Origin of the sequence: Rhizobium sp. H4 (genome assembly GCF_003013335.1) — a bacterium.
GTDB lineage: Bacteria > Pseudomonadota > Alphaproteobacteria > Rhizobiales > Rhizobiaceae > Rhizobium > Rhizobium sophoriradicis.
On the sequence record NZ_PSOW01000015.1, the window covers coordinates 19,852 to 40,880 of the forward strand.

The 21,029-nt window shown below is 62.7% G+C and carries 18 protein-coding genes and 1 pseudogene; 10 read left to right on the forward strand and 9 right to left on the reverse strand.

Going from position 1 to position 21,029, the window contains the following annotated elements; translation table 11 throughout:
* Nucleotide 1: 1 nt before the first annotated feature.
* Nucleotides 2-2,728 (reverse strand): DNA mismatch repair protein MutS, encoded by a 2,727-nt coding sequence (mutS, locus tag C4N04_RS22120; RefSeq protein ID WP_106797032.1) that lies wholly within the window; start codon nucleotides 2,726-2,728, stop codon nucleotides 2-4.
* A 113-nt stretch (nucleotides 2,729-2,841) separates the two neighbouring features.
* Between mutS and C4N04_RS22125 the strand changes: the two genes are divergently transcribed.
* Both C4N04_RS22125 and C4N04_RS22130 read left to right on the forward strand, forming a co-directional pair.
* The gene (locus C4N04_RS22125; RefSeq protein ID WP_038686501.1) at nucleotides 2,842-5,127 is read left to right on the forward strand and encodes an NADP-dependent malic enzyme; all 2,286 of its coding nucleotides are present in this window, start codon (nucleotides 2,842-2,844) and stop codon (nucleotides 5,125-5,127) included.
* Nucleotides 5,128-5,306: 179 nt separating this feature from the next.
* On the forward strand, nucleotides 5,307-6,296 hold the full coding sequence (locus C4N04_RS22130) for a helix-turn-helix transcriptional regulator (protein WP_106797033.1): 990 nt from the start codon (nucleotides 5,307-5,309) through the stop codon (nucleotides 6,294-6,296).
* A gap of 67 nt (nucleotides 6,297-6,363) precedes the next feature.
* Here C4N04_RS22130 and C4N04_RS22135 read toward each other — a convergent pair whose 3' ends face one another.
* The 5 genes from C4N04_RS22135 to C4N04_RS22155 form a co-directional block, all read right to left on the reverse strand.
* Nucleotides 6,364-7,242 carry a GNAT family N-acetyltransferase gene (locus tag C4N04_RS22135; protein WP_077991204.1) on the reverse strand — a complete coding sequence of 293 codons (879 nt, stop codon included), beginning with the start codon at nucleotides 7,240-7,242 and terminating at the stop codon, nucleotides 6,364-6,366.
* 107 nt (nucleotides 7,243-7,349) lie between these two features.
* Nucleotides 7,350-9,629: an ATP-binding protein gene (locus C4N04_RS22140; protein ID WP_106797034.1), complete on the reverse strand. Its 2,280-nt coding sequence runs from the start codon at nucleotides 9,627-9,629 to the stop codon at nucleotides 7,350-7,352.
* A gap of 55 nt (nucleotides 9,630-9,684) precedes the next feature.
* Nucleotides 9,685-10,188, reverse strand: coding sequence for a signal peptidase II (lspA, locus tag C4N04_RS22145; RefSeq protein ID WP_106797035.1), 504 nt, complete (start codon nucleotides 10,186-10,188; stop codon nucleotides 9,685-9,687).
* Nucleotides 10,185-11,045, reverse strand: coding sequence for an RNA methyltransferase (locus tag C4N04_RS22150; RefSeq protein ID WP_077991200.1), 861 nt, complete (start codon nucleotides 11,043-11,045; stop codon nucleotides 10,185-10,187). The genes lspA and C4N04_RS22150 overlap by 4 nt, the downstream gene beginning before the upstream one ends.
* Nucleotides 11,042-12,139 carry a class I SAM-dependent methyltransferase gene (locus tag C4N04_RS22155; RefSeq protein WP_106797036.1) on the reverse strand — a complete coding sequence of 366 codons (1,098 nt, stop codon included), beginning with the start codon at nucleotides 12,137-12,139 and terminating at the stop codon, nucleotides 11,042-11,044. The genes C4N04_RS22150 and C4N04_RS22155 overlap by 4 nt, the downstream gene beginning before the upstream one ends.
* A 347-nt stretch (nucleotides 12,140-12,486) precedes the next feature.
* Between C4N04_RS22155 and C4N04_RS22160 the strand changes: the two genes are divergently transcribed.
* Together C4N04_RS22160 and C4N04_RS22165 are read left to right on the forward strand one after the other, a co-directional pair.
* On the forward strand, nucleotides 12,487-12,942 hold the full coding sequence (locus C4N04_RS22160; RefSeq protein ID WP_077991198.1) for a carbon monoxide dehydrogenase subunit G: 456 nt from the start codon (nucleotides 12,487-12,489) through the stop codon (nucleotides 12,940-12,942).
* Between the two features lie 53 nt (nucleotides 12,943-12,995).
* Entirely contained in the window at nucleotides 12,996-13,430 is a 435-nt protein-coding gene (locus C4N04_RS22165; RefSeq protein WP_077991197.1) for a GNAT family N-acetyltransferase, read from the forward strand.
* Nucleotides 13,431-13,446: 16 nt separating this feature from the next.
* Here the strand turns inward: C4N04_RS22165 and C4N04_RS22170 are convergent, their stop codons facing one another.
* From C4N04_RS22170 to sppA, 3 genes are all read right to left on the reverse strand, one after another.
* Entirely contained in the window at nucleotides 13,447-13,779 is a 333-nt protein-coding gene (locus C4N04_RS22170) for a LapA family protein (RefSeq protein WP_064693582.1), read from the reverse strand.
* A gap of 138 nt (nucleotides 13,780-13,917) precedes the next feature.
* A complete protein-coding gene (locus C4N04_RS22175) occupies nucleotides 13,918-14,217 on the reverse strand; it encodes an integration host factor subunit beta (protein WP_003544934.1) in 300 nt (99 codons plus the stop codon).
* A gap of 29 nt (nucleotides 14,218-14,246) precedes the next feature.
* Nucleotides 14,247-15,197, reverse strand: a complete 951-nt coding sequence (gene sppA, locus C4N04_RS22180) for a signal peptide peptidase SppA (RefSeq protein ID WP_038686520.1) — start codon at nucleotides 15,195-15,197, stop codon at nucleotides 14,247-14,249.
* A gap of 223 nt (nucleotides 15,198-15,420) precedes the next feature.
* Between sppA and lptC the strand changes: the two genes are divergently transcribed.
* From lptC to ptsN, 6 genes and pseudogenes are all read left to right on the forward strand, one after another.
* Nucleotides 15,421-16,086, forward strand: a complete 666-nt coding sequence (lptC, locus tag C4N04_RS22185) for an LPS export ABC transporter periplasmic protein LptC (protein WP_038686522.1) — start codon at nucleotides 15,421-15,423, stop codon at nucleotides 16,084-16,086.
* A 14-nt stretch (nucleotides 16,087-16,100) separates the two neighbouring features.
* Nucleotides 16,101-16,733 (forward strand): LptA/OstA family protein, encoded by a 633-nt coding sequence (locus C4N04_RS22190; RefSeq protein ID WP_038686524.1) that lies wholly within the window; start codon nucleotides 16,101-16,103, stop codon nucleotides 16,731-16,733.
* 82 nt (nucleotides 16,734-16,815) lie between these two features.
* Nucleotides 16,816-17,547, forward strand: a pseudogene (lptB, locus tag C4N04_RS22195) (LPS export ABC transporter ATP-binding protein); the annotation flags it as partial.
* Between the two features lie 205 nt (nucleotides 17,548-17,752).
* The gene (gene rpoN, locus C4N04_RS22205; protein WP_077991195.1) at nucleotides 17,753-19,312 is read left to right on the forward strand and encodes an RNA polymerase factor sigma-54; all 1,560 of its coding nucleotides are present in this window, start codon (nucleotides 17,753-17,755) and stop codon (nucleotides 19,310-19,312) included.
* A gap of 579 nt (nucleotides 19,313-19,891) precedes the next feature.
* On the forward strand, nucleotides 19,892-20,467 hold the full coding sequence (raiA, locus tag C4N04_RS22210; RefSeq protein WP_003570772.1) for a ribosome-associated translation inhibitor RaiA: 576 nt from the start codon (nucleotides 19,892-19,894) through the stop codon (nucleotides 20,465-20,467).
* A 73-nt stretch (nucleotides 20,468-20,540) separates the two neighbouring features.
* Nucleotides 20,541-21,005: a PTS IIA-like nitrogen regulatory protein PtsN gene (gene ptsN, locus C4N04_RS22215; protein WP_003570770.1), complete on the forward strand. Its 465-nt coding sequence runs from the start codon at nucleotides 20,541-20,543 to the stop codon at nucleotides 21,003-21,005.
* The last annotated feature ends 24 nt before the right edge of the window (nucleotides 21,006-21,029 follow it).

The following is a 21,029-nucleotide window of genomic DNA, read 5'->3' on the forward strand; positions in this document are numbered from 1 at the left end:
CCTATTTCAGCTTCTTCTTGAGATCGTAAAGCGTGTCCATCGCCTCGCGCGGCGTCATGTCGTCGAGGCTCATCGCCTTCAACGCCTCCTCGACCTTGGACGGCCCGCGAGCCGCGTCCTCGCGGCGCACCGCCACCTGGAAGAGCGGCAGGTCGTCGATCAACTGGCTTGCCGGGTTCTTGCGGTCGGCATCCTCGAGGCGGGTGAGCACGTCGCGGGCCCGCGCCACGACCGAGGCCGGAAGCCCGGCGAGGCGGGCGACCTGGATGCCGTAGGAGCGGTCGGCCGCACCAGGCCCGACCTCATGCAGGAAGATGACGTCGCCGTCCCATTCCTTGACGCGCATCGTAGCGTTCGATAGTCGGCTAAGTTTCTCCGACAGCACGGTCAGCTCATGGAAATGCGTGGCGAACAGGCCGCGGCAGCGATTGGCCTCGTGTAGGTGCTCGACGGCCGCCCAGGCGATCGACAGGCCGTCGAATGTCGCGGTGCCGCGGCCGATCTCGTCGAGAATGACGAGCGAGCGGTCGCTCGCCTGATTGAGGATCGCAGCCGTCTCGACCATCTCGACCATGAAGGTCGAGCGCCCGCGCGCCAGGTCGTCGGAGGCGCCGACGCGCGAGAACAGCCGGTCGACGATGCCGATATGGGCCGATGTCGCCGGCACGAAAGAGCCCATCTGCGCCAGGATCGCGATCAGCGCGTTCTGGCGCAGGAAGGTCGATTTACCGCCCATATTCGGGCCAGTCAGCAGCCAGATGGCGCCATCCTTGGCGCCGTCCTTCGGCGAAAGATCGCAATGGTTGGCGACGAAGGGGCCGCTCGCCTGCCGCCGCAGGGCCTGCTCGACAACAGGATGGCGGCCGCCCTCGATGGCAAACATCTTCGAGCCGTCGACCTGCGGCCGGCAATAGGCCTGTTCTTCGGCGAGCAGCGCCAGGCCGGCGGCGACGTCGATCACGGCAAGGGCGCGGGCGCCCGATTTGATCGCCTCGGCTTCAGCCACGACGGCGGCCGTCATCTTGTCGAAGGCTTCGAGTTCGATCGAAAGCGCCCGGTCGGCGGCATTGGCGATGCGGCTTTCGAGATCGGCAAGTTCGGTCGTGGTGAAGCGCATCGCGCTCGCCATCGTCTGGCGGTGGATGAACCGGGACTTGGCTTCGGCCGTATCGGTCATCGGGGCGGCATTGCCAGCGGTGACCTCGATGAAATAGCCGAGAATATTATTGTGCTTGATCTTCAGCGACCGGATGCCGGTTTCCTCGGCATATTGCAGCTGCAGCCCGGCGATGACGCGGCGCGACTGGTCGCGCAGCGCTCGAACCTCGTCGAGTTCGGCGCTGGCGCCGTCGCGCAGGAAACCGCCGTCGCGCTTCAGCAGCGGCAGTTCGTCGCCAAGCGTCTCGGCAAGCAGCCTTTCCAGGCTCGCGGGAAGCGCTTTCAGCCCGGACAATGCCTCGCCGAGTTCTTCCGGCAGCATGGCGTTGGCGAGCAGATCCGCGAGGCCGCTTGCGGCCTGCAGGCCCTGGCGAATGGCCGCGAGATCACGCGGACCGCCGCGATCGAGCGCCAGCCGGGAGAGCGCTCGCGGCATGTCTGGCACGTGTTTCAGCGTGTCGCGCAGCCTGCCGCAGAGCGACGGTTCGTCGAGCAAAAAGCCGATCGAATCGAGCCGGGCATTGATGCGGGCGGGATCGGTGAGCGGCGACATCAGCCGTTCGGCCAGAAGCCTGGCGCCGCCGCCGGTGACGGTGCGGTCGATCGCCTTCAGCAGCGAACCGTTGCGATCGCCTGACAGCGTGCGGGCAAGCTCGAGATTGGCGCGGGTGGCCGGATCGATGAAAAGCGTCGAGGCGGCACTTTCCCGCTCGGGCTGCCCAAGCGGCGGACGCTCGGCGATCTGAGTCTTCTCGACATAGGCGACGGCGGCTGCGGCCGCCGCAAGCTCGGCGCGCGAGAAGCTGCCGAAGCCGTCCAGCGTCGAAACCCCGAAATAGCGGGCGATTCGGCCTTCGGCGCTGGCGCTGTCGAAGAGAACCGCCGGCTGCGGCACCGCCGTTCGGCCGAGCACGTCAAAGACGGGTTTCAGCTCGGCATCGTGGAAGATCGTATCGGGCAGGATCAGCTCGCGTGGATCGATGCGCAGGATGTCGGCGAGCAGCCGCGAACTTTCCGTCTCCGCCAGCCGGAAGACGCCGGTGGAAATATCGATCCAGGCAAGCGCCAGCGCCGGTTCGGCCCCGCCGCGAATGCGGGCGAGCGCCATCAGATAGTTGGACTCCGAGGGCGACAGCAGCTTTTCCTCGGTGATCGTGCCCGGCGTGACCAGCCGCACGACATCGCGCTTGACGACGGATTTGCCGCCGCGTTTCTTTGCTTCGGCCGGATCCTCGATCTGCTCGCAGACGGCGACGCGGAAACCGAGGGAAATCAGCTTCTGCAGATAATCGTCGGCGGCATGGACGGGCACGCCGCACATCGGGATATCCTGGCCCATGTGCTGGCCGCGCTTCGTCAGCGTGATGCCGAGCGCGCGCGACGCCTCCAGCGCATCCTCGAAGAACAGCTCGTAAAAGTCGCCCATGCGATAGAAGAGCAGCGAACCCGGATTGTTCGCCTTGATCTCGATATATTGCTCCATCATCGGCGTCGCCGAGGCGCGGCTTTCCGCCGTGGCAAGCTCGGCAGCCGAAAAGGCTTCATTTCCTGTGTCTATTCGTGCGTTCACGGAGGTGCAGTTTTTCCCAAAAAAACAGGTGCCAACCCTATCCGCGCGCCGCTATAGATGACAACAGCATTTGAGGAAGAGCAAAGCGTCGCCCACAGGACGTTGGAGGATATATGCCCGATATCGATAAGAAGGACCGGCCGGTGACCTCGGTGACCGACCAGGAGGCGCTCGATTTTCACGCCATGGGCCGCCCCGGCAAGCTGGAGATCAACCCGACGAAGCCGATGGCGACGCAGCGTGACCTCTCGCTCGCCTATTCCCCCGGTGTCGCCGTCCCCGTCAAGGCGATCGCCGCCGATCCGCAGACGGCCTATGATTACACGGCGCGCGGCAACATGGTCGCCGTCATTTCCAACGGCACTGCGATCCTCGGCCTCGGCAATCTGGGCGCGCTCGCCTCCAAGCCGGTCATGGAAGGCAAGTCGGTGCTGTTCAAACGCTTTGCCGACGTCGATTCCATCGACCTCGAGATCGACACGGAAAACGTCGACGAGTTCATCAACTGCGTGCGCTTCCTCGGCCCCTCCTTCGGCGGCATCAATCTGGAAGACATCAAGGCGCCGGATTGCTTCGTCATCGAAAGCCGGCTGCGCGAGCTAATGGACATCCCGGTCTTCCACGACGACCAGCACGGAACGGCGATCATCGCCGCCGCCGGCCTCATCAACGCGCTGGAACTGACCGGCCGCGACCTGAAGACGACGAAGCTCGTCTGCAATGGTGCGGGAGCGGCGGCGATTGCCTGCGTCGAACTCATCAAGGCGATGGGTTTTGCGCCTGACAATATTATCCTCTGCGACACCAAGGGCGTCATCTACCAGGGCCGCACCGAGGGCATGAACCAGTGGAAATCGGCGCATGCGGCAAAGACCGACGCGCGCACGCTGGAAGAGGCGATGAAGGGAGCGGACGTCATCTTCGGCCTGTCGCAGAAGGGCGCCTTCTCGGCCGACATGATCCGCTCGATGGCGGATCGGCCGATCATCTTCGCCATGGCCAATCCCGATCCCGAAATCACCCCGGAAGAGGTGGCCCGCATCCGCGACGACGCCATCATGGCGACCGGCCGCTCGGACTATCCGAACCAGGTCAACAACGTCCTCGGCTTCCCCTATATCTTCCGCGGCGCGCTCGACGTGCGTGCCTCGACGATCAACGACGCGATGAAGATCGCCGCCGTCAAGGCGCTGGCAAATCTTGCCCGCGAGGATGTGCCCGATGATGTGGTCGCTGCCTATCAGGGCAACCGGCCGCGTTTCGGCGCGCAATATATCATCCCGGTGCCGTTCGATCCGCGGCTGATCTCGGCAATCCCCGTCGCGGTCGCTGAGGCCGCGATCGAGAGCGGCGTCGCCCGCAAGGTCATCACTGATATGGCCGGTTATGCCCGCGAGCTTTCGGCCCGCCGCGATCCGATCGCTTCGACGCTCGCCAGCCTCTACGAGCGTGTCCGCCGCCGGCCGAAGCGAATCGTCTTTGCCGAAGCCGAGGAAGAGCAGGTCCTGCGCGCAGCACTGTCCTATGCCAACCAGCAGCTCGGCACCGCGCTCCTGCTCGGCCGCGAGGACCTGATCCGGGCGACGGCGGAGCGCGCCGGCATCGATCTCAACCGCCCCGGCCTGGAGATCGTCAATGCCCGTATCTCCACCCGCGTCGACGCCTATATCGACTACCTCTATGCCAGGCTGCAGCGGCACGGTTATCTCCACCGCGATGCCCAGCGCCTGATCCACAACGACCGCAACCATTTCGCCGCCACCATGGTGGCGCTCGGCGACGCCGACGGCATGGTGACAGGCATCACCCGCAACTATTCGACCGCGCTCGAGGATGTGCGCCGCTGCATCGACGAGAAGCCCGGCCACCGCGTCATCGGCGTGTCGCTGGCGCTCTGCCGCGGCCGCACCGTCTTTGTTGCCGATACGGCGGTGCACGACATGCCGACGGCCGAGCAACTTGCCGATATCGCCGAAGAGGCCGCCGGTCTGGCGCGGCGCATGGGTTATCCGCCGCGTGTCGCCATGCTCGCCTATTCCACCTTCGGCCATCCCTCCGGCGAACGCTCCGAGCGGGTGCGCGAGGCGGTGAAGATCCTCGACAAGCGCCGCGTCGATTTCGAATTCGACGGCGAGATGGCCGCCGATGTCGCGCTGAACCGAAAGGTGATGGAGCAATATCCCTTCTGCCGGCTCTCCGGTCCGGCCAACGTGCTGGTCATGCCGGCCTTCCACTCGGCCTCGATCTCGACCAAGATGCTGCAGGAACTCGGCGGCTCGACGGTCATCGGCCCGATCCTCGTCGGCCTCGACAAGGCCGTGCAGATCACCTCGATGGGCGCCAAGGACAGCGACATCGTCAACATGGCGGCGATCGCTGCCTACGGGGCGGGTTCGTAAACTTGCCTCAGCCTCCCATTAGGCGGCATTTAGCGCCCGGCCGGCAGCACGTCGGCCGGGCGCGCCTTTTTGTGGCTTGCTCGCCGAGGATATGGTTGAAAGGGTTCATCCGATAAGTCATACTTTTGAAACAGCGCGCGCGGCATAAATTCGATATTTCATCAGCCGTTTGGATTCCCATGCCGGAAAACGCTTCCCCGAATTTCACCGCCCTATTTCAGGGGACCACGTTCGACGATATGGTCGAGGCTCTGACCAAGGGGTTCGGTTCGTTCGACGCGTGGCGAAATGGTCGCGAGAAAGCGCTCGACTGGAGGGTGGGGTTTTGGGGTGATGAGCGGGTGTCGCTGGTCAGCAACCAGGATTCCGGCGGCTGGGGTGCAAGAACGGCAGATGGAACGCCGGAAACGCTGGCAATCGTCGTTCCGCGAACGGGTGGTCTCGACGTAGCCTTTGGTCGGACTGTGGCCGAAGCGACACCCGAGCGGGTGTTGTTGATGAACAATCTTGAGCCGGAACGGGTTTCCGTGAGGGCAGCGCCTCACCGGTCAGACACACTCAGTCTGAGTTGGCCGATCTTAGCTCAGACCGTCGCCGCCGTATTGGAGACCCCGCTGATCGGGTCATTGGATTTGTCGCCGGTCGTTGATCGCTCCACCGCGGCGGGGCAGTTGATCGGCAGTCTCGCCCAGACGATGATCATCGGCATGCGCAACGACGGCCCGCTCCTTCACTCGCCAATTGCCATGTCGAACCTGACCCAGGCATTTGCCGATCTGGTCGTGCGCTTGGTTCCTCATCGGCTCTCGCATCTTCTGGACAAGAAAATCCATCTGATCGCACCGCGGCATGTCCGCCGCGCAATGGAATTCATGCATGCGAACATCGCGCAGCCGTTGACGATGCAGAATGTTGCGGAGGCGGCGGGCATTTCCACTCGCGCTCTCGAAGTCGGTTTTCGGGCTTTCAAGGCAACCACACCGTCCGCATACCTCCGGACGATCCGTTTGCAGGCGGTCCGGGAGGATCTGCGCGATCCTTCAAACCGGCAGCCATTGCGGGACATCTGTTTGAAGTGGGGATTCTTCCACTTTGGCCGTTTTGCGGCGATCTATCGGGCGGCCTATGGAGAGAACCCGTCGGATACGAGAAGGCGATCCGATCTATGAGGGCGCCGATCGGAGAGCCTGGCGGGTTTGCGCCAGGGCAGCATGCTGCAAGCCGATCAGGAAATATTTAGCTTGCGAAGCGGCCGGCGTCGGCGCCGTAATAGTTCAGGTAGCGGTCGGAAATGCTGGAGATCGGCAGCACGATCAGCACGTCTGTCGTGTTGAAGGCATGATCGACGACGGCGCTGGAGCCGACCATCGCGCCGAGGCGCAGATACCCCTTGATGAGCGGCGGCAGGGCCATCAGCGCCCGTTTCGGATTGACCGCCTCGACCGGCATCAGGTCCATGTTGCGGGCGAGATGCGGCAATGCGCCGACGGCCCATTCGTCCTTCGCCAGCACAGTGTGATAGAGGAAGGACAGCGCCAGCGCGTGGCTTTCGAGATAGACGCCGGGGAATGAGGCGCAGCCGAACATGGCGCTCATGCCATGCTTCAGCGCATAGGCCCAGTTGCCCTGCCACAGTAGCTCGACGGTGCGCTTGGTGCGGTATTCCGGCAGCACGCAGGAACGGCCGAGCTCCATGAAGCGCTTGTCCGGATGCTTGGCGAGAAGCCCCTCGATCTCAAATTCGGAAGCCGAGTAAAAACCGCCATTGGCCATGGCGACATCCTGGCGCAGCAGCCGATAGGTACCGACGATCTGGTCTTCAGAGTCGCCCTCTATCGCACGGTCGAGAACAAGAAGATGATCACAGACAGCATCATAGGCGTCGACATCACGCTGGCGGCGCATGGCGTCCAGCGGCAGCTGCGCTTTCATTTCGTCGACGAAGACACGGTAGCGCACCGCCTGGGCGGCGTCGATCTCGCGTGTCGTGCGGGCAAGGCGCGTTTCCAGATTGCCTATGCGGCCAAGGATATCGCCGTCCTTCTGGGCAGCAGCCGTCGACGGCCGTGCAGCCTCCGCGGTGACGTCACGATTGAGGATGTCGATGGAGGACATGGCGATTCTCCGGTTGCCGGCTTATCGACGCCATAAAACACTTCTGTACGACAGGAAAGTGACATATTGCATTTCCCGAGGCAAGGCGCGTGGTGGCCGCACAGGCTCTATCGCGCCTCTGCCCGACGGGCCGAAAGTGCGGCGACGGCCTGTACTTCGGTCAGCAGCCGCAGCGGGTCGACCGGCTTCACCATGACGCGGTTGGCGCCGTTGAGCAAGACCTGGCGGCGGGATTCGTCGCTCTTGTCGGCGGTCAGCACGATCACCGGCACGGGGGCAAGATCGAGCCGCCGTTCGTGGCCGCGCAGCCGTCCCAGCATGTCGATGCCGTTGCCGCCCGGCATCGACAGATCGCTGATGATGATGTCGGGGCGGGCATCCGCCTCGCCGAGGGCGCAATCGAGCAGCGTCTCGAAATCTTCGACATGGCGCACCTTGTGCCCACCTTTTTCCAGGACGACGCGCACCAGCATGGCGTTGATCGGATCGTCCTCGCCGAGCAGGATGCTGAGCCCGCTCGCCGCCACCCTCGTCTCCGCCACCGAAAGCCCAAACCCCGGCTGATTGTCGTTCAGCGCGTCGCGCTTTTCCATGCCGCGCATGCGCCCGCGAAGCACATCGATCAGCGACTGTTCGCGCAGCGGCCGGATGAGCCAGGCATCGAACAGGTCGAGCGGATGGGCGCTGCGCTCTTCCGGATTGACGAGCAGAACCTTGCGCAGGCCGAGCGCGGCGATTTCGGCGCGATCGGCAAGGTGAGTGGAAAATTCCGCCGACATGCGGTGGTCGACGATGATATCGGTCGGTCGGCCGCCGCCATTGGCCATGCCGAGCAGCTTTTCCCGCGCCGTCTCGCCGTCGCCGACGAGATGGCAGATGCCGCCGAGCGCGGTGATGGTCTCGGCGATGGCGGTGCGCGCCGCGCCTGCCGGCGCCAAAAGCACGATGCTGTTGCCGGCAAGCAGCGTGTTTCGCCGCTCGGACCTTTCGCCGCCGACATCGACGGGAAAGCGGATGGTGAATTCGCTGCCCAGGCCCTTTTCGCTGGCAACCGTCAATGCGCCGCCGAATTCGCGCATGATGCGCGCCGAGATCGCCAGGCCGAGCCCGGTGCCGCCGCTCTTGTCGGCGACGGTGCCGCCCTGCTCGAACTCGCCGAAGACGCGCGCCTGCTCCTCCGCCGTCATGCCGGGACCGCTATCGGCGACGGTGATCAGCAGGTTGCCGGCGTCAAGCGAGACGCGGATGAAGACGCCGCCAACCTGGGTGAACTTCACGGCGTTGCCAATGACGTTGAACAGAACCTGGCGCAGCCGCGCCGGATCGAAGCTCATCTGCTCCGGCACGTCCGATGACACGGTGGCGCCGATCTCGATACCCTTTTCATGCGCCCGGTGGGCAAGCATCTCGACGACGCTCTCGAGAAGCTTGCGCAGCGATTCGGAGCGCGGGTGCAGTTCGAAACGGCCGACCTCGATGGTGGAGAAATCCAGCAGGTCTTCGACGAGTTGTGTCAGCGCGTGGCCGGATTGGCGGATATTCGCCAGATAATTCTGCTGCTCCTGTGTCAGCCGCGTCTCGGCGAGCAGGTGCGTCATGCCGAGGATGCCGGAAAGCGGCGTGCGCACCTCGTGACTGACGGTGGCAAGCAGCCTGGACTTGGCGGCGCTGTTATACTCGGCCTTCTGGCGGGCTTCCTCGCGGCCCTGCGCGATCAGCCGCTCTTCGGTGACGTCGCGGGCAACGCTCTGCAGCAGCAGGCGGCCGCTCGCAGGATCGCGGGTGACGACGTCGCGCCAGACGAAAATCCGCTGGCCTTCCGGTGTCGAGATTTCGACATCGTAGCAATGCGGGATCGGACCGGGGCGGAAGGCGAGGCCGATCTCCTCGCAGCTGCGTCCCTCCGGATGCAGTCGACCGGTCAGACGGCGAAACGTATCGTTGGCGGAGACGATGCGCCGGTCCATTGTACGGCCGAGGGTGATGTCGCCGAGCACGTCGTGCACGTCGGCGAAGAGCTTTGCGCCGTCGTTGCGCTCCGGCAGGGATTGGCGGCCGGGCTTGTTTGCCCCGTGCCGGCGGATCGTCAGGAGTAGGTAGCCGGCAATCACCGCAAGACCGAGAACGACAAGCCCGCCTGGAAGCAGCAGCGGATCGCCGGCATGGGCAAGCAGCATGAGGATCGTTGCGGCAAGCAGGCCGGCGCCGCTCAGCCAGTAGAACAGCAGGCGCTGTGTCGGCGCTGGCGCTCGGGCCTGATTGGCTTCCTGAGGTGCCGCTGCACGTGGTCGCGGGGAGGACTGCCCCATCCGCTCCTGATGCGGCTTGGCGGCGGGTCCGCCGAAGGCGGCGGACAATCTTTCCTGCAACTGTCCCAGGTTCTGCATGCTATATGGCTAACATGAGGCCCGTTCCGAATGCCTTCAGGAATTCGATAAGATTTTAGCGGCTGGCCTTTTTCGGCAGCAGCAGCTCGTCGAGAATGACGCAGGCCGCACCGATGGTGATGAAACTGTCGGCGAGATTGAATACCGCGAAGGACCAGCTTTCGGTGTAAAAGAGGATGTAGTCGATCACATGCCCGTAGGCGAAGCGGTCGATCAGATTGCCGATCGCGCCGGCGATGATCAGCGCGTAACCGAGATGGGCGAGCCAGCGGTCCTTGGCGGTGCGATACCACAGCCAGATGACGAAGGCGACGATGATGAGCCGCATGCCGACGATGAACCAGCCGTCCATGCCCGACAACATCGAAAAGGCGACGCCGAGGTTATAGGTGCGGTAGAGCGCCAGCATCGGGATGACGGGCACTACCTCCTGCAGCGGCAGGTAGTGGTTAACGGCGATCTTGACGATCTGGTCGATCAGAACGGCGGCGACGATGAAGAAGAAGATCGGCGCCGGACGCGAAAACAGCGCGGGGCGCACATAGGTCTGTTCAGTCATTTGCCCTCGGCAAGTGAGAGGAGATGGCGGCGCGCCTCGAAAAGCATGACGGCGGTGGCAACGGCGAGGTTCAGGGAATCGGCGCGGCCCTGCTGCGGAATGCGGGCAAGCGCGTCGGCCTCTTTGGCGAGCTGCTCGGGCAGGCCGGATTGCTCGTTGCCCATCAGGAGCACGATCGGCTTCTTCCGGTAGTCGATGGTGCGGTAATCGACCGCGCCGGCAAGATGCGTCGCGACGACGGCAACGCCGGCTGATTTCCGCCAGGCGAGGAATTCCTCCGGCGTTGCGCGTGCGACCGGCACGGCGAAGACCGAGCCCATGGTGGCGCGCACGGTCTCGAGCGAGAAGGGATCGGTTGCCTCTCCGACCAGAATGACCCCGGAAGCCCCGGCTGCATCCGCTGTGCGGATGATGGTGCCGAGATTGCCGGGATCGCGCACGCGGTCGAGCGCCACCCAGGTTTCGCCCTCCCTGGGTCGGATGTCTTTGAGCGGCTTCCAGCGCTGGTCGAAGATGCCGACCACCATCTGCGGATTGTCGCGGCGGGTGATCGAGCCGATCACCTTTTCGCTGACTTCAAGCACCAGCCCGCCCGAGGCGACGGTCTTGGCCGCCATCTGCTCGACCAGCGGCTTGCCCTTGGCGGCCTTGGCGTAGACCAGCGTGCGGATCGTCCAGCCGAGTTCGATCGCATCGATGACGAGCTTCAGCCCTTCTGCGAGGAAAGTCCCGCTTTCCTCCCGCGACTTCTTGTTCGTCAGCGCCTTGATATCCTTGATGATCGGATTGGCGAGCGAGGTGACTTCCTTCACCTGGCCGACCCTGCGCGGTCCCTGATCGTGGAAGTCCTTGCTCATTTCGGCACCCAGCGGGAAAAGAGGGAGGTGGAAAGTGCGCGGCCCGGCGTTTTGCCGTCGAGGCCGGCCTCGCGGATCACCAGCTCGCCGGATTCGACCGCGCCGCCCGCACCCCGCATCGTCTCGCGCATCAGCTCGTGGATCGAATAGAAGCTGGCGCGGATCGAATAGGCCGTCAGCACGAGGCCGGCCGCCTTCGGTGACAGGATCGCGCGGCAGACATCGAGCATCAGCGGCAGATGCTCGAAGAGATGCCAGACTTCGCCATTGGGGCCGCGGCCGAATTTCGGCGGATCGGTAAGAATGATGTCGTACTGGCTGCCGCGGCGCTCCTCGCGCAGGATGAATTTCATCGCATCCTCGCAGATCCAGCGGATCGGCAGCTTTTCCATGCGTCCGAGCGCCTGGTTTTCGCGTGCCCAGCCGATCGCCTTTTTCGAAGCGTCGACATGGGTAACCTCGGCGCCCGCCGCGGCGGCGACCAGTGAGGCGACGCCGGTATAACCGAAGAGGTTCAATACCTTCAGCGGTCGGCCGGTTTTTTCGACCTGGTCCTTCATCCAGCTCCAGTGGACGATCTGCTCGGGGAAAACGCCGACATGGCGGAAGGAGGTGAAGCGGCCGAGGAAATCGACGCCGAGCAGGTTGAGCGGCCAGGTCTCGCCGAGTGCGGCCTTCGGGAAGCGCCAGCGGCCGGTGCCTTCCTCATCGGTATCGCCGGTAAAGACGGCATCGACCTTTTCCCAGACATGAGAGGGCAGCGAAGGCTGCCACAGCGCCTGGGCCTCCGGCCGGATGATGCGATAGGGGCCGTATTGCTCGAGCTTCTGGCCATCGCCGCTGTCGATCAGGTGGAAATCGCCGGCGCCGAGCGAGTCGAGAATGACAGGTACGCGCTCGGCCGGACGTTCGCCGCTGCGCGCCGTCAACGGACGCTCGACGGCGGCAGGCACGGCAGCTTCGCGCACCGTCTCGCGGCTGGCCGCAGGCCGCGCAACCGGCTTCGGCGGCCGTCCGCCCCGGTCGTCCCTGCGGCTTTCGCCGGAAGGACCGGAGGTTTTCTTCTGGCCCGGCCGGCGTTCTCTTTGTTTCAACGTGCTCTTCCGCGTCTCTATCGGGGTATGTTGACGGGGCTGCGTCCTCTGCCGCACCCTTTGAATTATGCAGTAGCCTAGAAAACCGTGCCGGATCAACTGCGTGTCGGCGCGGGCGTCTATTTCAAGCCGTCTGAGGCGCGCGTAGTCAAAATATCAGCATAGCTTTGACTGGACGTGCATGCGCGGAAGGGCAGCGGACACGGACTGCGGCTCAGGATGAGGAGCCTTAGAGAATGCCGCGCCGCCTATTGCCTGCTCGGGATTGGCAGATAACATTCCTCTGCGCCTTGGCAAAAGGCCTTCCCACTGGGATAAGATAGGCGAATCGGAGATAGGGCTGTCGAATGGATTTCACCGGCGAAGAACGCATCGCCGCGCCGCGGGACGTCGTCTGGGCGGCGCTCAACGATCCCGAGATCATGCGCGGCTGCATTCCGGGCTGCCAAAATATCGAGCGGCTGTCGCCGGAAAACTTCGAGGCGACGATCAAGGTCAAGTTCAGCCTGCTGTCGGCTACTTTCCATGGCCTGCTGACGCTTTCCAATGTCGATGCGCCGAGAAGTTATACGCTGTCCGCCGAAGGCAAGGGTGGTCTTGCCGGCTTCGCCAGGGGAGCCGCCGATGTCGTGCTCGAAGAGCGGGGCGCGGAGACGATCCTGCATTACCGGGGCAGGGCCGAACTCGGCGGCAAGCTCGCCCAACTCGGCGCGCGCCTGCTCGATTCGACCTCGCAAAGGCTGGCCGAAGGTTTCTTCTCCGATTTCAATGCCGCCGTCGTTGCAAAAATGGTGGCCGATTGAGTGCCGTTCGCTGTGAACTTGGCGCCGGCAGGAGCTTGGTTTAAGGGCTCATCATGACGTGGACCATCAGGCCGCCGCGGGCAGAAGACCAGGACATGCTCGCGGATATCTATCTGTCCGTTCGGCGCCAGACATTCGTCTGGGTCGATCCCGGCAAATTCCATCGCGAGGATTTTGCCGCCCATACCAGTGGCGAAACGATCCTCGTCTGCGAGCATGCCGATGGCAGACTTGCCGGCTTCCTGTCGCTCTGGCCGGAAGACGATTTCATCCACATGCTTTACATAAGAGCGGAATTCCAGGGTCTCGGTGCCGGCAAGGCGCTGCTGCAGGCGCTGCCGGAATGGCCGCAACATAAATACCGGCTGAAATGCCTGGTGAACAACCGGCGAGCGAAGGCCTTCTACCTCTCGCACGGTTTCCAGGTGACCGGCAACGGCGCGTCGCCGGAGGGGGATTATGAGGAGCTGAGCTTCTTGCCGGTTTGACGCGCCGGCAACAACATTACCGCGACGGCAGCTGGCCGGCGATATCTTCGGCGCGCGTCCGGTGGCGGTCGGCCTCTCCCTGCCAACGAATGGCTTCCTTGGCCTCTGTGCGGGCCCGTTTGCGGTGTTTGCCCTGGGTGAACCAGGTGGCGGCAGAGCCGATCAGCATGCCCGCGATCAGCGCGATGAACAGGAAGACGAAGAAGGGCGCCGAAACCGCAAGCACCGGATCGTCAGGCCGGAACGGATTGAAGGCGAGGGTGACGCTCTGCCGGTTGGCGACGCAGAAGACGATGAGAATGACGCCGAGCGGCAGCAGAATCAAGAGGTTGACGATCTTCTTGGCCATTTGAGGTCTCCATGCGCGGCGTTTTGTATCTACGCATCGGCCCGAAAATCGCTTCCGATTTTCGGGCCGATGCGTCAGCAGAATAGGAAAACCGCCGTCGAGTTCAAGTGCGGTTTCGCCGCAGACAGCCTGCGCTGCTCAATCCTCTTCGTCGGCCTGGCCGGGATTGAGCCGCTCGCGCAGCTCCTTGCCGGTCTTGAAAAAGGGAACCCACTTCTCCTCGACGAAGACGGTATCGCCGGTGCGCGGGTTGCGCCCGGAGCGGGAGGGGCGGTTCTTGACCGAAAACGCGCCGAAGCCGCGCAATTCGACGCGGTTGCCCGCGGCCAGTGCATCGGTGATCTCGTCGAGAACCGCGTTGACGATGTTTTCGACGTCGCGGTGATAGAGATGCGGGTTGCGTGCCGCAACAATCTGCACCAGTTCGGATTTGATCACAGTCGCCCCCTTAAATTATTGATTTCTTATCAATCGTGGCCAACCTGCCAAACTGAAAGCAGCCCGTCAAGAAGCAACTTTGGGGGTAGGATTCCATTAATATCCTGGCCTTTGACGAGATCATCATAACCGAGGATCGTAATCAACCGCGAAACAGCCCCAGCGAGCAGAAAGGGCGTGTTGCTCTTCTTGTCCCAGTCCACCATCGGCAGATCGGCATCGACGCCGCGGGACTTGAGATAGGCGCGGATTTCGGGCTCGCCGCCGATCGTATCGATGAGCTTCGCCTGGAGTGCCTGCCGGCCGGTAAAGATCGTGCCGTCGGCGAGCTTCAGCGCCTCCTCTCGCGGCAGCTTGCGCCGGTCGGCGACCAGGTCGACGAACCAGTTGTAGCTGTCGACCACCATGTTGCGGATCATCGCCTTGGCTTCCTCGCTCGCCTCGTGGAAGGGCGAGGGCTCGGCCTTCAGCGGCGAGGATTTGATCTCCTGCAGCGACACGCCAATCTTGTCGAGCAGCGGCTGGATCTGCGGATATTGAAAGATGACGCCAATCGAGCCGGTGATCGAGCTGTCGCCGGCAATGATCGTATCGCCGGCAGTGGCGACCATATAGCCGGCCGAGGCGGCAAGCGTGCGTACGTCCGAGACGACGGGCTTCTTGGCCGATATGGCACGGATCGCCTTGAAGATTTTTTCGCCGCCATAGGTCGTGCCGCCGGGCGAGGAGATCGAAATTACCGCTGCCTTCACCTGATCGCTGGTCTCGACCTTCTTCAATCGCTCCAGAAGCTCGTCGTCATCGACGATCAGTCCGGAGATCGTCACATGGGCGATATGCGGGCGCTCGGTTCCGGCACCGCCGAAGGCGAAGCCGTAGAAGGCCAGACCAAGCGCCACGACGAGGGCCACCGCGACGATGCGCCAGAAGCCGAGCTTGCGGCGCAGCCGCCGGCGATCGGCGATGATCGAACTGTCCATGAGGTACCTCCAGCACTGGCCCGGCGTCGGCATGGCGCCGGTCGTCGGTGAAATAGATGGCAGCGGCGCGTACGAATGCCACTTTTTAATGTTTTTCCATTTTGTTGCTTGTTGCAGAAAAAATTCCATATTGGCAAGCCAATGTAATAATGCGAAACGAACTGTGATTGGCGGCCGGCTTTGTTACGAAGGCGCGGCGATCACCGCACATGGAACGAGACCTATGCTCGATACCCTGAAGAACAACGGACAGGCCGCCTATGCGGGCTCCGGCAGGAGCGCCTATGGCGACGCGTTGTTCCATTCCGCCCGGGTGCGGCGGCTGAAGATCCTGCTGCCGGTGGCGGCCCTCATCGTCGCCGCTGGCCTCACGGCGGTGGCGCTGGTCAGCATCTACCTGCCCGAAAACGTCAAGTTCGAAGGCGCCAAGATCGAGAACGGCAAGGTCGTGATGGAAAAGCCGGCGATCGCCGGCCGCAATTCCGACGGCATCAACTATTCGATGCTCGCCGAACGGGCGCTGCAGGATATCCGTAATCCCGATTTCATCACGCTGGAGACCATCAAGGCCGCCGTGCCGATGAATGACGGCCTGATCGCCCGCGTCGTCGCCTCGACCGCCGATTACAACCGCGCCACCGACAATCTGCATATGACGGCTCCCTTCACCCTGGTGCTGAGCAGCGGCCTCAACGCGCAATTCCAGTCCGCCCGGCTCGATATCAAGGGCGGCAACATGCGCAGCGACGACCCCGTCACCATCACCAAGGATAATGCCTCCATTGTTGCGAAGACGCTTGAGATAACAGATAAGGGGCGGGTGATCACATTCGAGGGGAATGTTCGCATGAATGTCGATCCATCCACCATCCATAAACAGGGCACCTAACCAGCCGGGTCACCATGACAAAAGATTGTCGCATTTCAGCTTGCAAGACTGGCGTAGCATTCATTGCCGGCGCATTTGCCCTTATTCTGACGGCCGCGGGCGCGGGCGCACAGTCGACGACCATGTCGGGCATGAAGCTTTCCAACGACCAGCCGATCCAAATCGAAAGCGATAAGCTGGAGATCCACGACCAGGAGCACACGGCCCTTTTCACCGGCAATGTCAAGGTCGTCCAGGGCACAACAACGCTGCAGTCCGGAAAGATGACCGTCTATTACAAGGACAAGGCGGCAAAGCCGGGCGCCGACGCGGCGGCGCAACCCGAAGCCAAACCGGAGCAGTCGGCCTCGCTGGCATCGGGAAGCGCCGATATCGACAAGATCCTGGTGACGGACAAGGTCTACCTGGTCTCGGGCACGCAGACGGCGACGGCTGATGACGGCAGTTTTGACATGGCCGCGCAGACGTTCATCCTCACGGCGGACCAGGGAAACAAGGTTATTCTTTCGGATGGGCCGAACGTCTTCACCGGCTGTAAGCTGACCGTTCATATGCAAACCGGCCGGGCGGAGCTTGAAAGCTGCGGCGGGCGTGTCCAGATTCAGCTCGATCCGAAATCGCAGCCGAACTCGCAGAAGCAGAACTGAACCGGCCTCCCACGTGAAATTATCATCGCTATCCACCATGTTCGGCCAGCCCGAGCCACAAGCTGCGGGTGCCGCCGACAAGAGTCGCTATCAGGGAACGCTGATCGCCCGCGGTCTGACGAAGACCTATGCGACGCGTCGCGTCGTCAACGGCGTTTCGCTGGTGGTGCGCCGTGGCGAGGCCGTCGGCCTTCTCGGTCCGAACGGTGCGGGCAAGACGACCTGTTTCTACATGATTACCGGCCTTGTGCCGGTGGATGAAGGCACGATCGAAATCGACGGCAACGACGTCACGACCATGCCGATGTACCGCCGCTCCCGCCTCGGCGTCGGTTATCTGCCGCAGGAAGCCTCGATCTTTCGTGGGCTGACGGTGGAAGAAAACATCCGCGCCGTCCTTGAAGTGCATGTCAAGGACAAGGCCGAGCGCGAGCAGAAGCTGAACGAGCTGCTGGAGGAATTTCATATCCAGAAGCTCAGAAAGAGTGCTGCCGTCGCTCTTTCCGGCGGCGAGCGCCGCCGTCTCGAAATCGCCCGTGCGCTGGCGACCGACCCGACCTTCATGCTGCTCGACGAGCCATTTGCCGGTGTCGACCCGATCTCGGTCGCCGACATCCAGAACCTCGTCCATCACCTGACGGCGCGCGGCATCGGTGTTCTCATCACCGACCACAATGTGCGCGAGACCCTCGGTCTCATCGACCGCGCCTATATCATTCATGCCGGCGAAGTGCTGACCCATGGCCGGGCGAACGATATCGTCAATAATCCGGAAGTGCGCCGGCTCTATCTCGGCGACAAATTCAGCCTCTGACGCTGGATCAGGCTGATTTTGGGCTAAAACGGCCTGAAATCGGCATCCGTCATGCTCTCGCCGGCGCGGAAATTCACCTTGTCGCTTAGTTCCGCTTGACCAAATGAGATAAAAAAGCAATTTTTGGGCCAACTGGATTTCCGTGGCCCGAGGCGTTAACTGGACGCGGTTTCCCGGAGGAATTGAGGGGAGTTTCGCGTCCGTCATGGCACTGTCCGCCAATCTTTTCCTGCGCCAGAGCCAGTCCCTGGTGATGACGCCGCAACTGATGCAATCCATCCAGTTGCTGCAGATGACGCATTTCGAGCTTAATCAGTTCATCGCCCAGGAAGTGGAAAAGAACCCGCTGCTCGAATTCCCGTCTAACGACGGCGAAGCGGGTGACGAACGGGGTGCCGGCGAGGACGAGCCGTTCGGCCAGCCGCCGGAAGATGCCGGCTCTGACGACGGCGCCGACAATCGCGCTGAGGCGCTCTCCAGCGACTGGTACGACAATGGCGGCAGCGAGAGCACCGGCCGGCTGAACGACGAGCTCGACGCCAATTATACCAATGTCTTTCCCGATGACGGCGGCCCGCAGCGCCTCGATGCGCCCGAGCTTGTCGGCCAGTGGAAGTCGATGCCGGGCAGCACCGAGGGCGCCGATTATGATCTCGACGATTTCGTCGCCGGCCAGCTGTCGCTGCGCGACCATCTCGCTCAGCAGATCCCCTTCGTCCTGCCTGACATGACCGACCGGTTGATCGCGCAGAATTTCATCGATCAACTCGACGATGCCGGCTATCTCCAGACCGATCTCGTCGAGACCGGCGAGCGGCTCGGCACGAGCGTCGAACAGGTCGAACACGTGCTTGCCGCCCTCCAGACACTCGATCCGCCGGGTGTTTTCGCCCGCAGCCTGGCCGAATGCCTGGCGATCCAGCTCAGGCAGAAGGACCGCTACGACCCTGCCATGCAGGCGCTCGTCGACAATCTCGAACTGCTGGCGCGGCGCGATTTCGCCACGCTGAAGCGGCTCTGCGGCGTTGACGAGGAAGACCTTCTCGACATGCTCGGTGAAATCCGCCAGCTTAATCCGAAGCCCGGCAGCGGCTTTGAGGCGGGTGTTTCCGAAGCGATCATGCCCGATGTCGTCGTCAGGCCCTCCGCGGACGGCGGCTGGTTGGTCGAGCTCAATCCGGATACGCTGCCGCGCGTGCTGGTCAACCAGTCCTATTTTTCGCGCGTGACCAGGAACGGTGAGGATCATGCCTTCCTTTCCGAGTGCCTGCAGAGCGCCAACTGGCTGACGCGCAGCCTCGATCAGCGGGCAAAGACGATCATGAAGGTGGCGAGCGAGATCGTCCGCCAGCAGGATGCCTTCCTGCTCAACGGCGTCGACCACCTGCGGCCGCTGAACCTGAAGACGGTGGCAGAGGCGATCAAGATGCACGAATCCACCGTCAGCCGCGTCACCTCGAACAAATACATGCTGACGCCGCGCGGCCTTTTCGAGCTCAAATATTTCTTCACAGTGTCGATCAGCGCCGTCGAAGGCGGCGACAGCCATTCGGCCGAGGCTGTGCGTCACAAGATCCGCGCCCTCATCATGCAGGAGAGCCCGGACGCGGTGCTCTCCGATGACGATATCGTCGACATGCTGAAGAAGGGCGGCATCGATCTCGCCCGCCGCACGGTGGCGAAATACCGGGAAGCGATGAACATCGCCTCCTCGGTCCAACGCCGCCGCGAGAAGCGGGCGCTGGCCAAGGTTGCGGGCTTCTGACGCGGGTCTCATCCAAGTGCCGGGCTCGGTCGGAACCGCATCGCCAGCCGTCCGAATTTGGTGGACTCGCTGCACGGCGTTGATTCTACTGGTATCAGACGTTTCTCAGCGTTTAGACAATTCAATTGTCACTCTAAGAGATCGCCGCCCGCCACCAACCGGGTCGAGCCGCGGCCTCGACCCCGGTGGGTTAGGGTGAGGGGCAGCCGTCGACGCCAGCCGGCCAGCAGTGATCACCGCCATAATGTTACCCGTAAGGCGGCACAGCTTAAGCGCGAAGCGTTGAAAGCCACCTAAGCGGTGATCGGCGTGGGGCGCCTGTCGGCAAGGAATCCTCCGCACGTTTCCCGCGCATCGGCGCAGGCGATTTTCCGCCCTATTGACTTTTTGGTAAGCTCTGGCTAGAAGCCCGCCGCAATCGACGCCGTGAGCGCCTTTTGAAGGTATCCCCATCATCCCAAGGGCACCGAGGGCCCGCAGGCCCACGCCGATCTTGCTTGAGATTGCGCGAAGTGCTTGGATGAACCTGAGGCTTGGCGTAAACTGATACCCGCAAACGACCATAAGAAGGGAAACTCCATGAGTGTGCGTGTATCCGGGAAACATATGGAAATTGGTGAATCGTTCCGTCAAAAGATCGAGGACCAAATTGGTATGGCCATCACGAAATACTTCGACGGGGGGTATTCCGGCCAGGTGACCGTGGAAAAGGCGAGTTCTCGTTTCTCGGCAGACTGCAAGCTTCATCTCGACAGCGGGGTGGTGCTGCATGCCGCCGGCGAAGCAACCGATCCGCAGCTTGCCTTCGACGCCGCTTCCGAGCGCATCGAGAAGCGTCTGCGCCGCTACAAGCGCAAGCTGAAGGACCATCATGCCGGAAACCACCTGAATGGTTTTGCAGAAGTCTCCTACACGGTCATGGACTCCGTTCCTGATCACGAGGATGAAATTCCCGACGATTTCGCCCCGGCGATCGTCGCTGAAAGCACGAAGCAGCTGAAGACCATGTCGGTCGCCACCGCCGTGATGGCGCTCGACATGACCGACGAGCCGCTTCTCCTGTTCCGCAGCCCCGGCAAGGAACATCTGAACATTGTTTACCGTCGCCACGACGGGAATATTGGCTGGATCGATTCGGCCAATATCAAAGGCTGAGATCAGGGCGGTAAGCGGCGGTATCGCCGCCGCTTCCCCGCACATCTGATCCCGGCGACAGAAGGAAAAAGAAATGGCATTGGCAGATTTGCTCCATCAGGATGCGATCATTCCCGCCCTCAGAGTAAATTCCAAGAAACAGTTGCTTCAGGAATTGGCGGCAAGAGCCGCAAGGATCACCGGGCTCTCCGAACGGGAGATCTTCGACGTCATCCTGCAGCGTGAACGCCTGGGCTCGACCGGCGTCGGCAACGGTATCGCCATTCCCCACGGCAAGCTGGTGAACATTCATTCGATCGTCGGCATCTTCGCCCGGCTGGAGCAGCCGGTCGATTTCGAGGCGCTGGACGACCAGCCGGTCGATCTCGTCTTCCTGCTGCTGGCGCCGGAAGGCGCCGGCGCCGATCATCTCAAGGCGCTGTCGCGCATCGCCCGCGTCCTGCGTGATCACGATCTCGTGGCAAAGCTGCGCGCCACCGATTCCGCCTCGGCGATCTACGCCTTCCTCAACGAAGAGCAGACCTCGAACGCGGCCTGAACTGCGTCTATTCCTGACAAAAAA

Bases quoted from the DNA above. Each gene is read 5' to 3' on its own strand.
- C4N04_RS22125 (WP_038686501.1), top strand. From the start codon at position 2,842: ATGCCCGATATCGATAAGAAGGACCGGCCGGTGACCTCGGTGACCGAC.
- C4N04_RS22130 (WP_106797033.1), top strand. From the start codon at position 5,307: ATGCCGGAAAACGCTTCCCCGAATTTCACCGCCCTATTTCAGGGGACC.
- C4N04_RS22135 (WP_077991204.1), bottom strand. From the start codon at position 7,242: ATGTCCTCCATCGACATCCTCAATCGTGACGTCACCGCGGAGGCTGCA.
- C4N04_RS22140 (WP_106797034.1), bottom strand. From the start codon at position 9,629: ATGCAGAACCTGGGACAGTTGCAGGAAAGATTGTCCGCCGCCTTCGGC.
- lspA (WP_106797035.1), bottom strand. From the start codon at position 10,188: ATGACTGAACAGACCTATGTGCGCCCCGCGCTGTTTTCGCGTCCGGCG.
- C4N04_RS22150 (WP_077991200.1), bottom strand. From the start codon at position 11,045: ATGAGCAAGGACTTCCACGATCAGGGACCGCGCAGGGTCGGCCAGGTG.
- C4N04_RS22160 (WP_077991198.1), top strand. From the start codon at position 12,487: ATGGATTTCACCGGCGAAGAACGCATCGCCGCGCCGCGGGACGTCGTC.
- C4N04_RS22165 (WP_077991197.1), top strand. From the start codon at position 12,996: ATGACGTGGACCATCAGGCCGCCGCGGGCAGAAGACCAGGACATGCTC.
- C4N04_RS22170 (WP_064693582.1), bottom strand. From the start codon at position 13,779: ATGGCCAAGAAGATCGTCAACCTCTTGATTCTGCTGCCGCTCGGCGTC.
- sppA (WP_038686520.1), bottom strand. From the start codon at position 15,197: ATGGACAGTTCGATCATCGCCGATCGCCGGCGGCTGCGCCGCAAGCTC.
- lptC (WP_038686522.1), top strand. From the start codon at position 15,421: ATGCTCGATACCCTGAAGAACAACGGACAGGCCGCCTATGCGGGCTCC.
- C4N04_RS22190 (WP_038686524.1), top strand. From the start codon at position 16,101: ATGACAAAAGATTGTCGCATTTCAGCTTGCAAGACTGGCGTAGCATTC.
- rpoN (WP_077991195.1), top strand. From the start codon at position 17,753: ATGGCACTGTCCGCCAATCTTTTCCTGCGCCAGAGCCAGTCCCTGGTG.
- raiA (WP_003570772.1), top strand. From the start codon at position 19,892: ATGAGTGTGCGTGTATCCGGGAAACATATGGAAATTGGTGAATCGTTC.
- ptsN (WP_003570770.1), top strand. From the start codon at position 20,541: ATGGCATTGGCAGATTTGCTCCATCAGGATGCGATCATTCCCGCCCTC.